This window comes from Cryomorphaceae bacterium (genome assembly GCA_007695365.1).
GTDB lineage: Bacteria > Bacteroidota > Bacteroidia > Flavobacteriales_D > SKUL01 > SKUL01.
Genome location: REDV01000128.1, coordinates 1 through 13,927, shown reverse-complemented (window position 1 = coordinate 13,927; position 13,927 = coordinate 1). Strand labels below are relative to the sequence as shown.

The 13,927-nt window shown below is 47.1% G+C and carries 13 protein-coding genes; 11 read left to right on the top strand and 2 right to left on the bottom strand.

Going from position 1 to position 13,927, the window contains the following annotated elements; translation table 11 throughout:
• Positions 1-104: 104 nt before the first annotated feature.
• From EA392_13205 to EA392_13185, 5 genes are all read left to right on the top strand, one after another.
• Complete coding sequence (locus EA392_13205; protein TVR37259.1) at positions 105-989, top strand: DUF488 domain-containing protein; 885 nt, start codon at positions 105-107, stop codon at positions 987-989.
• Between the two features lies 1 nt (position 990).
• The gene (locus tag EA392_13200) at positions 991-1,791 is read left to right on the top strand and encodes a hypothetical protein (GenBank protein TVR37258.1); all 801 of its coding nucleotides are present in this window, start codon (positions 991-993) and stop codon (positions 1,789-1,791) included.
• A 637-nt stretch (positions 1,792-2,428) separates the two neighbouring features.
• Positions 2,429-3,211 (top strand): hypothetical protein, encoded by a 783-nt coding sequence (locus tag EA392_13195; protein ID TVR37257.1) that lies wholly within the window; start codon positions 2,429-2,431, stop codon positions 3,209-3,211.
• Entirely contained in the window at positions 3,201-3,686 is a 486-nt protein-coding gene (locus EA392_13190; GenBank protein TVR37256.1) for a hypothetical protein, read from the top strand. The genes EA392_13195 and EA392_13190 overlap by 11 nt, the downstream gene beginning before the upstream one ends.
• Positions 3,687-3,845: 159 nt before the next feature.
• Positions 3,846-4,040, top strand: coding sequence for a hypothetical protein (locus tag EA392_13185; GenBank protein ID TVR37255.1), 195 nt, complete (start codon positions 3,846-3,848; stop codon positions 4,038-4,040).
• Between the two features lie 530 nt (positions 4,041-4,570).
• Here the strand turns inward: EA392_13185 and EA392_13180 are convergent.
• The gene (locus EA392_13180; protein ID TVR37254.1) at positions 4,571-6,043 is read right to left on the bottom strand and encodes a T9SS C-terminal target domain-containing protein; all 1,473 of its coding nucleotides are present in this window, start codon (positions 6,041-6,043) and stop codon (positions 4,571-4,573) included.
• A 91-nt stretch (positions 6,044-6,134) separates the two neighbouring features.
• On the opposite strand from EA392_13180, the gene EA392_13175 reads away from it, so the two are divergent.
• From EA392_13175 to EA392_13155, 5 genes are all read left to right on the top strand, one after another.
• On the top strand, positions 6,135-6,362 hold the full coding sequence (locus tag EA392_13175; protein ID TVR37253.1) for a hypothetical protein: 228 nt from the start codon (positions 6,135-6,137) through the stop codon (positions 6,360-6,362).
• Between the two features lie 213 nt (positions 6,363-6,575).
• Complete coding sequence (locus EA392_13170) at positions 6,576-6,959, top strand: hypothetical protein (GenBank protein ID TVR37252.1); 384 nt, start codon at positions 6,576-6,578, stop codon at positions 6,957-6,959.
• Between the two features lie 284 nt (positions 6,960-7,243).
• Positions 7,244-8,389 (top strand): Fic family protein, encoded by a 1,146-nt coding sequence (locus EA392_13165; protein ID TVR37251.1) that lies wholly within the window; start codon positions 7,244-7,246, stop codon positions 8,387-8,389.
• A gap of 327 nt (positions 8,390-8,716) precedes the next feature.
• Complete coding sequence (locus EA392_13160) at positions 8,717-9,826, top strand: hypothetical protein (GenBank protein TVR37250.1); 1,110 nt, start codon at positions 8,717-8,719, stop codon at positions 9,824-9,826.
• A 67-nt stretch (positions 9,827-9,893) separates the two neighbouring features.
• The gene (locus EA392_13155) at positions 9,894-11,846 is read left to right on the top strand and encodes a T9SS C-terminal target domain-containing protein (protein ID TVR37249.1); all 1,953 of its coding nucleotides are present in this window, start codon (positions 9,894-9,896) and stop codon (positions 11,844-11,846) included.
• Between the two features lie 80 nt (positions 11,847-11,926).
• On the opposite strand, the gene ssb is transcribed toward EA392_13155, so the two are convergent.
• Positions 11,927-12,268 carry a single-stranded DNA-binding protein gene (ssb, locus tag EA392_13150; protein ID TVR37248.1) on the bottom strand — a complete coding sequence of 114 codons (342 nt, stop codon included), beginning with the start codon at positions 12,266-12,268 and terminating at the stop codon, positions 11,927-11,929.
• Positions 12,269-12,556: 288 nt separating this feature from the next.
• Between ssb and EA392_13145 the strand changes: the two genes are divergently transcribed.
• The coding region (locus tag EA392_13145) for a M1 family peptidase (GenBank protein ID TVR37247.1) at positions 12,557-13,927 on the top strand (1,371 nt) is incomplete at its 3' end.

Here is a 13,927-nt window from a genome sequence, read left to right as displayed (position 1 = left end):
TGGGGGTTGTGGGACGGGCTGGCGTTATAAATGTAAGTGTGCAAACCGTAGAGATTGTGGAAGGCTTGCCGAAATTGGAATTTGAAACAGAGTAACTTTACAGCATGTTTTACAGACGAAAAGTCATATTGGGGTTAATTGAATTACTCGGTGGAGAAGTAGAAAAGCTACGCTTCCAAAAATTACTGTTCTTGTATGCGATGAAAAAGCAAATTCCCGAGTATGATTTTGTGCCCTATAAGTTTGGTTGCTACTCCTATTCTGCGAAAGCGGACATGAATACCATGGTCAAAAAGGGTTTCTTATTAGAATCTGAAAACAAATACGAAAAAGCTGATACTGCTAACTATTTCAAAGAGTTAAAAGTTGCAGACCGTCAGTTATTAAACGAAGTGGTAGCAGATTACGGGTCAATGAGCATCAATGCACTCATAAAACACACTTACTTGAATTTCCCGTTTTACGCTATTCGCAGCACCATAGCCAAGGATGTTTTGCCAGGTGTATTATATGAGCGTGTAGAGAAAGCAAGACCCAAAGAAGAAGAAACTACCTTGTTTACTATTGGTTATGAAGGCATTTCTTTAGAGAAATACTTGCAAAAGCTCGTCCAAAATAATGTGAAACTCTTGGTTGACGTACGGAAAAACCCATTAAGTATGAAATTCGGTTTTAGTAAAACCTTGCTAAAACGGTATTGTGACAGCTTAGGGATTGAATACCTGCACATCCCAGAAGTGGGTATCAACTCAGACAAACGCCAGCAATTGGAAACACAAGCCGATTACGACCGCTTGTTCACAGATTATCGAAAGACAACTTTGTCAGAAACTAGGGAAGCTCAGCAGCATATTTTGGGCTTATTAAAACAACACAAGCGAATTGCGCTCACTTGTTTTGAAGCAGAACCTTGTCAATGTCATAGGTCGCATTTGGCAGATGTTATTGAACAATCCCCAGATTTTAGTTATCAACTAAAACATCTGTAAAATGGCATTGACAAAAGTTCTCATCACCGTAAAAACCTATCCGACCATTTCTTCCAAATATGATGAATTGGTTTGCACCGCAGGTTTTCGTGAAGATGGAACTTGGGTTCGGATATATCCAATTCCGTTTCGCAAAAGAGCGTACACTGAGCAATACAAGAAATACGATTGGATTGAATTAGACTTGGTGAAAAACAAAAGTGATTTCCGTCCAGAAAGCTTCAGGCCTGTGACCTTGGAAACGGAGATCAATGTAGTTGGACATATCGATACCGCGAGAAATTGGGAAGAACGGAAGAAATTTTGCTTGGGTAAGATTTATTACAATTTGCCTGAACTCATTGCAGAAGCTAAAGACAAGAATATTGGTACTTCTTTGGCAGTATTTAAACCAACTGAGATTTTGGACTTTTACGCAGAGCCAGTTGAACGGGATTGGAGTGCAAAACAGAAAGCTGTTTTAGCTCAGCAGAATCTCTTCGAAAACAAGTTTGAAGTCGTAAAAAAATTGCCTTATAAATTCAAATTTCGGTTGAAGGACAATCAAGGTCAGGCCAGTAAAATGATGATTGAAGATTGGGAAACAGGCCAGTTATTTTGGAACTGTTTGGCCCGACACGAAGGAAATGAGCAAAAGGCGATAGCAGATGTACGAAAAAAGTACTTTGACGACTTTGCCATGACAAAAGACCTTCACTTCTATTTGGGGACAACTCAGAAGAACCACTATGTTTCTCACAATCCCTTTATGATTATCGGAACTTTTCATCCAAAAGTTGAAATCCAAACGAAACTATTTTAAAAAAAAATGCCAACACTCAACAGCCACACACATTGCCAAGCCGCTCAAGCCAAACGCACCATTCAAAGCTTGTCAATAAGTGTGTCTGAGTCAACGCACGGACAGAAAAAGAAAGTACGTCCGCACAACATCTAAAGCTCAAACGCAGTTGCAGTCCTTCGGCACGCTCAGGAACCTAACTGCGATTTGAGCCCCTGTTGAACCAACCGTGTTGGCTTTCAGCGGTAAAGTCTATGGTTTTTCAATGTTGTTGTTTGTTGCTGTTGCCCGGTATTTGGGAGGTGCCGAAACCCACACTGGCGCGCGGTTTCATCGCGTGCCTTTGACTATGTGTGTTGGTGCGCTGTTCAACTATTCACATATTGCAAAGTAGTCTCGAATGCGTTACGAATGCGCCTGAGCGAGGGTAACTCCGAATCTGTTTGAATATTGGATATTGGTACAACCATGAGTATATTCACAGCGACAAAGAACATGAAGAGCCGGATGAAGGGAGACTTTCAAGTCCGGTTCTGTGGGAAGGCAGGGGTGAGATTCCCCTGTCTGACCCGATTATCGGTCATTCTAAAACGACAGATTAGCAGGAAAGTAACAACAAAAATTGACTACCAACCCCTAAAAATATTACCTTTGTAAGGTGGAAAAAATTGGCTTCATAGAGATAAAAATAACAGGTTCGAAGGGAAACCTTGACCTATCACCCGACAATTACGACATTCGGGAGATTATTACTATGCTCGAAAATGCCGAAAATTTGCTTTATCCGGGCGACAAGAGAGACAGACCGAATATCAGCTACAAAATTGAAGAAGGTTCTGTAAAACATATACTTAAAACCTCAATTCAATATATCATCGGTTTTAACGCAATCATTGGACAAGTTAACCAAGTTCAAAATATTGACTTTCTTGACATAGGAACTGCAAAGGCCTTTGAAAACATTCAGGACATCGCAACAAAACGGAATTACGTTTTTAGCATCAAAACATCTCTCGACAACACAAACGAAGTGCGAGTTGATAAAACAACAAGATATTACAGAACAAAAGCAATTTGGGCTGACGCTGAATTTTACTTTTATGGCAAGGTTACAAATGCAGGTGGTAAGGACAAAGCTAATATCCACGTTTTTACTGAAGAACTCGGAACAGTAAGAATACAGACACCAATTAGCTTTCTGGAGCAATATGACGAAAACTTACTTTACAAGACATTTGGAATCAGAGCGACAGGCAAGCAACACTCGGAAACAGGAGAAATTGACACATCAACATTAAAGTTTATAGAGTTGGTTGACTACCAACCAAAATATGACGAGATTTATTTAAAGGCACTTCGGGACAAAGCAAAAAAATCTTGGCTTGGTAGCATAGACCCCGACAAATGGTTAAAAGAAATAAGGGGTGGATATGACGCATAAAGCTGTTTTACTTGATACCAGTTTCTTTATTCGCTTTCTAAATGAGAGTGACCCGTTGTTCAAAAACGCTGACGGATATTTTCGATACTTTTTACAGAAGGAAATTACAATGATGATTTCTACAATCACCATTGCGGAATATTGTGTGGGGGGTGATGTTCACGAGCTTCCTTTGAGAAACTTACAAATAGTTCCATTCAATTTAGACCATTCAAAACGAACAGGAGAATTTGCGAAAATTGCGTTCAACGCAAAGAGAAAAGGAAAAATAGATGTTGCAAATAGAAATATCATTCCGAACGACACAAAACTGTTTGCACAAGCCGACTGTGAAAAATCCATAGAATTTTACCTTTCATCTGACGGTGAAAGTTTGAAAATCTACAACATACTTAGACAAGAAACTGCACCGAAATTTCAATTCATTGACTTGAACACACCATACAATGAAACATTCGGACTGCTTGACCTGTGACGAAGAAAGAAGAACGACCGCTAACATCTAAGGCTCAAACGCAGTTGCAGTCCTTCGGCACGCTCAGGAACCTAACTGCGGTTTGAGCCCCTGTTGAACCAACCGTGCTGGCTTTCAGCGCTAAAGTCTATGGTTTTTCAATGTTGTTGTTTGTTGTTGATGCCCGGTATTTGGGAGGTGCCGAAACCCACACTGGTGCGGGGTTACATCGAACCATACGCATTTTGCAAAATTGTCTCGAATGCGTTACGAATGCGCCTGGGTCAGGCTCCAAACAACGGTTTTTTCAACACCTTTTGCATCGCACCCATATTTTCTGCATCTTTGGGCAAATCAAAGCGTTGGGCCACATAACCGATGGAATGATGGGGGTTGTGGGACGAGCTGCCGTTAGCAGTAATGGTAGGACGACGGTGCAAATCAAAAAGCTGACGACATAAAATTGTAACTTAGTAACGTAATTAAAATATAAAACAAATGAAAGCACCATCACTCTTTGACACCCCCCGCTGGTGCGCGAAATGACATTCGACGAAGTCAATTCTTTCGCGTTCCACCTGTGAACCAACAAAAAAGAAGACTTCCTAATACGGGAGTCTGAATCCTCCCAAAACCTTACCTTTGCGAACCTTTTTCAGGCTCCGGCCAATTGTAAATTTGATAGAGAATCAATCTTTGTACAGTTCGCTGCGCATTAGAGTAAAAGTAATTCTTCCCGTCAGCCACTGTAAGTTCTTTAGGACGGGCAGACGGGTCTGTCTGGCAGGCAGCGGGTCTGCCCTAACTAATGTAAATCTACCTGCCGGTCCGGCAGGTAGATTGGATCTTAGCACTCTGCTTATAGCTTAGATTGGGTTAAAATGAGTTCCTCTTCCCAGTACAAACTACTCAACCACAAACCTTACCGAACCGACACCTCGCGAGTGATGGAAGCTAAGCAGATACAGTCCTGAAGTCAGACTGGCAATGTTCAGAGTTGCTTGTCCTGTGGCAGCATTCATGTCGCCCTCCATCACTAACCTTCCGGATGTATCAAAAACTTGCCACTGTCGGATTGCGTTGTCATCCAGGTCGAGAAACAGCGTTCCACCCTGACGAACAGGGTTTGGATACAGGGCTGGTATAAAAGTACTCAGCTCCTCAACAGACACAGTTGAAGTGGGAACAATGGATTGGCACAGATCTGTTAGGCCAAAATTATCGCCCGCAACAGAACCGCCGGTTGCAAAGATTTTGTTGTTCAACCAAACATTGGAAGAGAGACTAAAGATGTAGCCAAAACTGTGGGAGCCCTCAGGGATATCTACCTCACCGGTTTGAAGATCCACAGTTATCAGTCGTACCTGAAACATGTTATCACTCGTGCGGGTTGAAAACAGATACATAATATCGTTTTCAGAGTCTACTACGGGGTTAAATTGTGTTGCCCATGAAAACATGGATCCAGTGTAATCAGGAATTTCGCTCTGGAGCTCCAGTTTTTCGATGGTTTTGGTAACCGGGTCAATCAGACCAATGGCGTACTCCCGGTTTGACCAGTCGTATTCCCGGTAGGTTAGAATGGCAAACCTGCCATCAGACATGCGGTACTCATTTACATCTCTGAAATTTGGGCTCCACTGAGTGAACCATTGTTGGCCATCATCAAAAATAGATTCCTGCACTTCGGTAAAAGTGTGGTCTGCGCCGTTAAATTCTACAACGTTGTAGTACTTTACGCTGGCTCCCTGATTGTAACCGGATATGAGCAACGCCCCGCCGTCGGCCATTGGAAATACTGGAGCGTGACTCCTATTGTAATAGGGTATACCAACGGGTGTAAAGGTTGCTGTGGTTGGGTCATACACCTCAGACTCTCCATCGTCACCGGCAACAAACCAACTGCCCACAATCAGGATTCTGCCATCGCTGAGAGTCACGGCATTGTTTGATGCACGTGCATGAACCATGGTAGGGCCCGATGTAAAACTGTCGTCGGCGGGATCGTAGATAGTTGTAGTGTTGGTGCGACCCGTGCCGGATACACCGCTAAATCCACCAAAATACATGTATCTGCCGTCAGGGAGTTTTGCAAACCCCGAATTGTCATGCGGGTGCGGAGTTTGGTGCAATTCCCATGAATCTGTTTCGGGGTCGTAGATTTCAGCCGTTGAGGTAAGCTGAAACCCTTGCGTATGTCCACCAACAACTACAACCCGCCCGTCGTCTAGAGCAACAATGTTGTGATATACACGCGTTAAGTGCATGGCAGCAGGCTCTGGTTCTACATCGAATCCCTGACCCAATAAAGTTCCGGTGAGACCTGTCAAAAATAGCAAGGCAAACAAGTAGTTTTTCACGATTTCTTCATTTTTCAAGTTAATGAGTCAAAGGTGGTTAACTTGCTATTTTCATAACATGATGGATGTCAGCTAAGACTATGATTTTGATCAGGAAATTTAAGCTGTTTTGCATGATGAGAACACTTCTCAAGGGGTCGGGGTTAAAACCTTAATTTTGCCAACCGCATCAGACGATTTTCAGGACAAAAATTCCGAACAGATGACCGAAGCCAAACCTTATCAACCCAAGCATAAAATCAGAGTAGTAACTGCGGCCTCACTTTTCGACGGGCACGATTCAGCCATCAATATCATGCGCCGCATCATCCAAAGCCCCCGCTGGTGCGCGAAATGAAATCCGACGTAGTCAGTCCTTTCGCGTTCCACCATACCCCCCCCCTCCTCGTCCTCGTTTGCAACGAGGACGTGTGAGAAACCCGCTTGCAACGGCAATCATTCGCAAACTAACGCGCAATTGCATCGCGTGCCTTCGACTATTTGTGGCTTGAAATCGTTGTTTTGATGGCCATGTAAAAATGAATTAGGTGCTGTGTAAAAGAAGGAAGATATGAAAGTATTGATAATCGCATTGATGGTGTTGAATTCGGTTGTATGTGTGTGTCAGGATGGAGTGCGTCCGGAGCCTGCCGGGAATAAGAAGTACGGACTAAAGGAAAAGCTGCCCATTAAGGTGGGAGGCGGAATGGTTCCGAGTAACGTGTACTCCTATCTTGAACAACTTACCGGGCCAAACGGAGAAGAAGTGCTATATGAGAGAATCGGAAGTGGACCATCTTACAAAAATCCCGACCCAGCTCTTACACAGTTTGAATCCGGAGTTTTGACAATGTTTTATGTTTGGTACGGAAATGAAAAAAGAAAAGTAGTGTACTTTGACCAGTATCGTTTGGAGCAACCACAGGTTTTACATGGATTCCTCTGGAAGGAGTAGCGTTCCTGGCCGATTTCACTGCTTACCCCCACACTAGCTCAGGGTTGCATCGCGTTTCATCAAGTTGTAATGCAGGCTTCGGCATCCGTGCAAGGTTTATGATCTAATCGGCTAATTGTCAGGTTATCAAATTGTATATTCATCTCATCACCATATTGACTCAAGTCTCACCTTAATCAGCACAACCCTTTAGTTAAGAAAATGGCTAAAAACTTAACTAAGCCACCTTTTATTTAAGGTTATCGTCTTATTTCTTAACTTGGCACCATCTTAGTTAAACCGAAATGAAAAAATTTAAGTCAGGAACCTATGTGAGTCAAGGCTATTACAAGGCCTTTATACCCATGATGATAAACCGTAGCTGGCACATCGACGACATGGAAGTGCTGCGATTGTTGAGTCAGGCAGATAGACAGCTTGGGCGCCTGGATATGTATTCGGAGTACGTGAATATTGACCTGTATATCAGCATGCATGTGGCCAAGGAGGCCACTCAAAGCTCGCGTATTGAAGGGACGCAAACTAAAGTGGAGGAGGCCTTTATGGCAGAGCAGGACATCGCTCCGGGGTTACGTGATGATTGGCAGGAAGTACAAAACTACATTCGGGCCATGAATGAAGCTGCAGCCCGACTCGACCAACTGCCGTTTTCTTCGCGCTTGATAAAACAAACGCACAAAGCATTGATGTCTGGCGTACGCGGTGAGCACAAACTACCGGGCGCTTTCAGAGGTAGTCAAAACTGGATTGGGGGCGCTACTATAAACGATGCAGTCTTTATTCCACCGCCACATACAGAGGTGAGTAAGCTAATGGGAGACATGGAAAAACTGGCCAATGACAACGAAAATCCCTTGCCCGATTTGCTGAAAATAGGGCTCATTCATTACCAGTTCGAAACGATTCACCCGTTTTTGGATGGGAACGGACGGGTGGGGCGACTGCTTATTCCGCTATACCTGGTGAGTAAGGGCTTGCTTAAGCGCCCCATTCTTTACCTGTCTGATTTTTTTGAGCGACATCGCCAGTTGTACTACGACAATCTGATGCGTGTACGAACCCACCATGAACTGAATCAGTGGTTTAAGTTTTTTCTGACCGGCGTAATTGAAACGGCAAAACAGGGTGTTCGCACATTCGATGATATTTTGCGTCTTCAAAAGTCAATGGATGAACGGCTTAAATTTTTGGGCAAGAGGGCAGCAGATGCACATGACCTTATTCAACACATGTATCGCCGGCCCATTGTGGACGTAGCGGATGTGATGCGTGTCATTGGCAAGTCAAATGTCAGCGCGTACAAGTTGATTGCAGATTTGGAGAAAGCCAAAATTCTCCAGGAGGTCACCGGTTCACAACGTAACCGGGTGTACCTTTTCAAGGAGTATCTGGATATTTTCAGATCGACCTCTGATGAAAACCATGGCTAGCGCGGCTTGACAATCACGTGCGGCTTTAGGATGCGATGCAGGCTTTGGCCTCTGCTTGTGATGGTAGTCCATACTGGCCCGTCTGCGCCTCAAGTATCGGTGCCAAAACCTTATCCCCCAGTGCCCGCGAAGCTCTGCTTCGTGGTATTTAATGATGTAAGCTCCGCTTACACTACTTCTCATCCCCATCTCGTCCTCGATTGCAACGAGGATGTTTGAGAAAGCCGTTTGAAACGGCAATCATTCCAAACAACGCCAGGGGCTTTTGGTCGTCATGCAGGCAACAAGGTTGGTTTTTGCTAACTTTGGTCATTGATGCCTGCAAGAATGAACCGCACTTTTGTTGTAATGGTCCTGCTACTGCTCGTAGCATGGGCCTGCAAAAAGGAAAAACCTGAAGATCCGGGAACGCCGTCACCATCGCCGCCACCTCCGCCACCGGTTGAGGGCGCTGTGGTGTTCGATATCAACGAAGTGCCTTACCCAAACCTGGCAGATTACGCCTTTTTTACAGGTGATATGCACGAGTTGAACCCCAACCAGGGTGTGCTGCCCTACGATGTGATTACTCCGCTCTTTTCTGATTACGCCGAGAAAAAACGCTTTGTATGGATGCCCCAGGGGGCGTCGGCACAGTACGTGGCCGACAATGCACCGCTGGCTTTCCCCAACGGCACCGTGCTGATTAAGACTTTCTACTACAACAACGTGCTTCCCAATAACGAAACACGCATTCTGGAAACCCGACTGATGTTCCGCAGAAACGGGTCGTGGGAGTTTGCGAACTACGTGTGGAACGAAGCGCAAACCGAGGCACTGCTCGACAACAACGGCAGCAACGTGCCCCTGCAATGGATGGACGATAACAACCAGATGCGCGAGGTGGTGTACCGCATTCCTAATGAACTGGAGTGCTTTACCTGCCACAAATCCTACGAGCAGGCCATGCCCATCGGCACCAAGCCCCGGCAGCTCAACAAAAACTACGCATACGATCAGGGAGTGGCCAACCAGTTGATGCGCTGGCAGGAAGAAGGTTACTTAGGCGGCAATGTGCCTGCCAATATCGGCGCGGTAGCTGCCTGGGACGATGTGAATGAAAGCCTCCAAAACCGCGTGCGCGCTTACCTCGACATGAACTGTGCCCACTGCCATACCGACGGAGGGCACTGCGACTACCGCGCCATTCGCCTGGCGTGGGACGAGTCTGACATTCTCGAAAACCACGGCGTTTGCGTGGAGCCCGAAGAAGCGGTTGAGCCACAGCACACGCATATCCTGTCGCCCGGTAACACCACCAAATCGGTGTTGCACTACCGTCTGGGAACCAATGAGGAAAATTTCCGGATGCCACTCCTCGGCCGCACTGTGGTGCACGAGGAAGGTCTCGAATTGATTACCGAATACATTAACTCACTCACCATCAACTGCGATTAACCATCTTAAAAACCCAATCATGAAGAAATTACTACTCATTACCCTTTTATGTGCTCCTGCAGCGGCGATGATTGCCCAGGACTCGTGCGCCGATGCCATGCCCGTTACCGAAGGCCTCTACACGGTGCCCGAAGTAAACGGATCTGAAGTTCCGCTGCCTGTGTGCGCCACGGGAGGAGGAGGATCCACAGCTGGTATGTGGTACCTTTACACCACCCCCGAAGACAAAAGCGTGACCGTAACCACCGACCTGCCTGGTACAGGTGGTGTGGATACCCGCTTGCACGTGCATACCGGATTGTGCGGTGAGCTAGAGTGTGTGGCCGGCGACGATGACGGCGGATCGGGGCTTACATCACTGCTCACATTTGAAGCCGAAGCCGATGTGGTGTATTACATCTCTTTTGATAACCGATGGACGTCTGCCGGATTCGACTTTCAGATTATTGAAAACGACCCCGGGCAAACCCCGATGGGATTCACCTTTATGTCGCTTTCAACCATTGGTGCTTCGGTAGGAGCGGTAGATATGAACGGCGATTTCCTCGATGATGTGGTTTCAACCAGCAGCACTGAGATTCGCATCAGCTATCAGCAGCCCGACGGCACCTTTGAAACGGTAGACCACGAAACCGGCCCCGTTCAATTTACCGCAAGCTGGAGCCTTACCGCCGGCGACATTGACGGAAACGGATACAATGACCTTATGTATGGAAACGGACAGGGAGTGGCATTCCTCTTTGCCAACGAAGACGGTACCGGCTATACGCCTACGGAGTTTCCGCAGTACGTGTTTAGTCAGCGCGGAAACATGGTGGATATCAACAACGATGGCCACCTCGATGCCTTTATGTGCCACGATGTAGCTCCCAACGTATTCTACATCAACGACGGCGAAGGAAACCTCACCTTTAACCAGGGCGGCATGGGCGACACCCCCAACGGAGGTAACTACGGGTCCATTTTTGTAGATTACGACAACGACTGCCTGCCCGACCTTTTTATCGCCAAGTGCAAAGGAGCGGGGTCACCGGCCAGTGTTAACCAAATGCACCGCAACAACGGCGACGGCACCTTTACCGAAGTGGCTGAGGAAATTGGCTTGGCCGATGGCATCCAGACCTGGTCGTCGGCATGGGCCGATTTCAACAATGACGGATATCTCGACGTGTTTGTGGGAGCCAGCTCGTTTTCTGCCGGTGGCCACAAGCTGATGATGAACAACGGCGACGGAACCTTTACCGATGTCACCGAAGGCTCGGGCTTTGATACCTTCAACTCCACCAGCATCGAATGGATAACCCACGACTTCAACAATGATGGCTACGCCGATATCATGGGTGCCGGAAACTGGGTGTGGCTCAACAACGGCGACTTTACCTTTACGCAGGCGCCGGTAAACGTGGCCAATGGAGCTGTGGGCGATATGAACAACGACGGGTTTCTCGACATTGTGCGCTCCAACGGAATCTACTACAACAATGGAAACAGCAACAACTGGATTAAAATCATCACCGTGGGAACAGTGAGCAACTCAGGAGGAATCGGAGCTCGTGTGGAAGTTACCAGCGCGCTCGGTACACAAATGCGCGATGTGCGCGCAGGCGATGGCTTTAAATTTGCCAGTTCATTGACCACGCACTTCGGAATCGGACAGGATACCGAGATCGAAAAAATCTCCATCTGCTGGCCTTCGGGTATTACCACCGAGGTAGAGTTTCCCGACATCAACACCACCATTACCATGATTGAGGAAGACATCAGCACAGAGGTGGAGGAGATGGCAACGCCGGATTCTTTCCGTATTTTTCCAAACCCCACCAACAATTTCCTGAATATCGTATCGCCCAATCCCGATGAAAACCTGTTTGTGCGCGTGTTTGATCTCAGTGGAAAAGTGGTGCTGCACAAGGGTATGACCGGACAGATGCTGGATGTGTCGCCGCTTATTTCGGGTATGTATATCCTGCAGATTGAGCGCAACAACGAGGTGAGCAACCACCGCTTTGTAAAGTACTAGCCTTACCAGAGAGCTGAATAATAAAAACACCCCCTTCCCGAAAACCGGGTTGGGGGTGTTTCTGCGTGAAACTCTCGCCATCAAGCGCTCTTGCGGCCGAGCATCACCAGCTCGTTGCACACCACTTCGGTGAGGTAGCGGCGGTTGCCGTCGGCGTCGTCGTACTGGCGGGTTTGAAGCTTGCCGCGCAAGGCTACTTCCTGTCCTTTCTTGAGGAACTTTTCGGCAATTTCGGCGGTTTTGCCCCACGCAATCACACTATGCCACTGCGTGTCTTCAACGGTTTCGCCGCGTGAATTGCGGTACTTGCTGTTGGTAGCGAGCGACAAACGCACCATGCGCTTGTTCTCTCCAAAGGTTTTTACTTCCGGGTCAATGCCCAGGTGTCCGATCAGTTGCACGTTGTTCTTTAAGTTTTGCATGACGTATGAATTTTGAGTGTTTGTGAATGAATGAAATCTTGATGTCGCAATCGATTGACACTGCAAAGTCCGGTATTCGCGGTTAGTCAAGTCGTATCGTAAGTGCTTGCATCCGCATATAACCGTATGTAAACGTTTCAATACGTCTCTTACCTTGATTGGTAGGGGTTTTTAGCAAATGCACAAAACGATCTTCAGGAGGAGGAAAAATGTCTTGCACACGTTTTTTGGTTCGAAGTGAGGACACCGCGCATCATCAAGCGGCATATTATTTGGTTACTTTTGGCCATGCGCATTTTGATTGTTTCGCTGGTTTGCCTGTTTGCACTCGCAGAGGCTAATGCTCAGCGATCTTCCTTTACACGACAAGATACTCTTCGCGGCACCATCACGCCTGAGCGCGCGTGGTGGGATTTGCAGCATTATCACCTCCATATTTTTGTCAACCCTGATGACAGTACCATCACCGGAAGCAATACCATCACCTACCGTGTGCTGAAGCCCCACAACCGTATGCAGATAGACTTGCAGTTACCGTTGCGCATAGACAGCGTCATGCAAAACGGCAAACGCCTGCTAGCCACGCGCGACGGAAACGCGTGGTTTATTGACATCGCCGACGAACCCCTTGCAGGCAGCACCGACCAGGTGACCGTGTACTATGGTGGTAAACCCCGTATTGCGCGTATGCCTCCGTGGGACGGCGGCATTAGCTGGAAGAAAGACAAAGCAGGCAATCCTTTTGTGGCTTCATCCTGTCAGGGAATTGGTGCGAGTGTCTGGTGGCCCAACAAAGACCATATGTACGACGAGCCCGACAGCATGCTCATCAGCGTGCGCGTACCGCCCGGGCTTACCAACGTTTCCAACGGCAGGCTTCGCCGCATAGAAATACACGCCGACAGCAGCCAGACCTTTCACTGGGCCGTGCAGAATCCCATCAACAATTACGGTGTAAACATTAACATTGGCGACTTCGTGCATTTCTCCGATACTTTTCCCGGTGAAAAAGGCTCCTTGAGCCTCGACTTTTGGGTGCTGCGCCAGGATTTTAAGCGCGCCAAAGACTATTTTCCCAAAGAGGCTACCCGAACCATGGCGGCCTTTGAACACTGGTTTGGCCCATACCCCTTTTACAACGACGGCTATAAACTGGTGCAGGCTCCCTACCTTGGCATGGAGCACCAAAGCTCGGTAACCTACGGCAACAATTTTACCTATGGCTACATGGGCATGGACCTGAGCCGCAGTGGATGGGGAATGAAGTTTGATTTTATCATTGTGCACGAAAGCGGACACGAGTGGTTTGCCAACAACATCACCTACCGCGACATTGCCGATATGTGGATTCACGAATCTTTTACCGCCTACTCTGAAGCCCTGTTTGTGGAATTTCACTACGGTAAAGACGCCGGTTCTGAATACGTTACCGGTACCCGGGCCAATGTGCTCAACGACAAGCCCATCATTGGCCAGTATGGAGTTAACCACGAAGGATCGGGCGATATGTATTACAAAGGCGCCAATATGCTGCACACACTCAGGCAGGTGCTCGACGATGACGACCGCTGGCGCGATATGCTGCGGGGCATGAATGAAACCTTCCGGCATCAAACAGTAACTACAGGGCAAATTGAGCAGTTCATATCAAAGTCTTTT

What these genes read in the sequence shown, in the direction of transcription:
- EA392_13205 (TVR37259.1), top strand. Translation starts at nt 105, where the DNA reads ATGTTTTACAGACGAAAAGTCATATTGGGGTTAATTGAATTACTCGGT.
- EA392_13200 (TVR37258.1), top strand. Translation starts at nt 991, where the DNA reads ATGGCATTGACAAAAGTTCTCATCACCGTAAAAACCTATCCGACCATT.
- EA392_13190 (TVR37256.1), top strand. Translation starts at nt 3,201, where the DNA reads ATGACGCATAAAGCTGTTTTACTTGATACCAGTTTCTTTATTCGCTTT.
- EA392_13185 (TVR37255.1), top strand. Translation starts at nt 3,846, where the DNA reads ATGCCCGGTATTTGGGAGGTGCCGAAACCCACACTGGTGCGGGGTTAC.
- EA392_13170 (TVR37252.1), top strand. Translation starts at nt 6,576, where the DNA reads ATGAAAGTATTGATAATCGCATTGATGGTGTTGAATTCGGTTGTATGT.
- EA392_13165 (TVR37251.1), top strand. Translation starts at nt 7,244, where the DNA reads ATGAAAAAATTTAAGTCAGGAACCTATGTGAGTCAAGGCTATTACAAG.
- EA392_13160 (TVR37250.1), top strand. Translation starts at nt 8,717, where the DNA reads ATGAACCGCACTTTTGTTGTAATGGTCCTGCTACTGCTCGTAGCATGG.
- EA392_13155 (TVR37249.1), top strand. Translation starts at nt 9,894, where the DNA reads ATGATTGCCCAGGACTCGTGCGCCGATGCCATGCCCGTTACCGAAGGC.
- ssb (TVR37248.1), bottom strand. Translation starts at nt 12,268, where the DNA reads ATGCAAAACTTAAAGAACAACGTGCAACTGATCGGACACCTGGGCATT.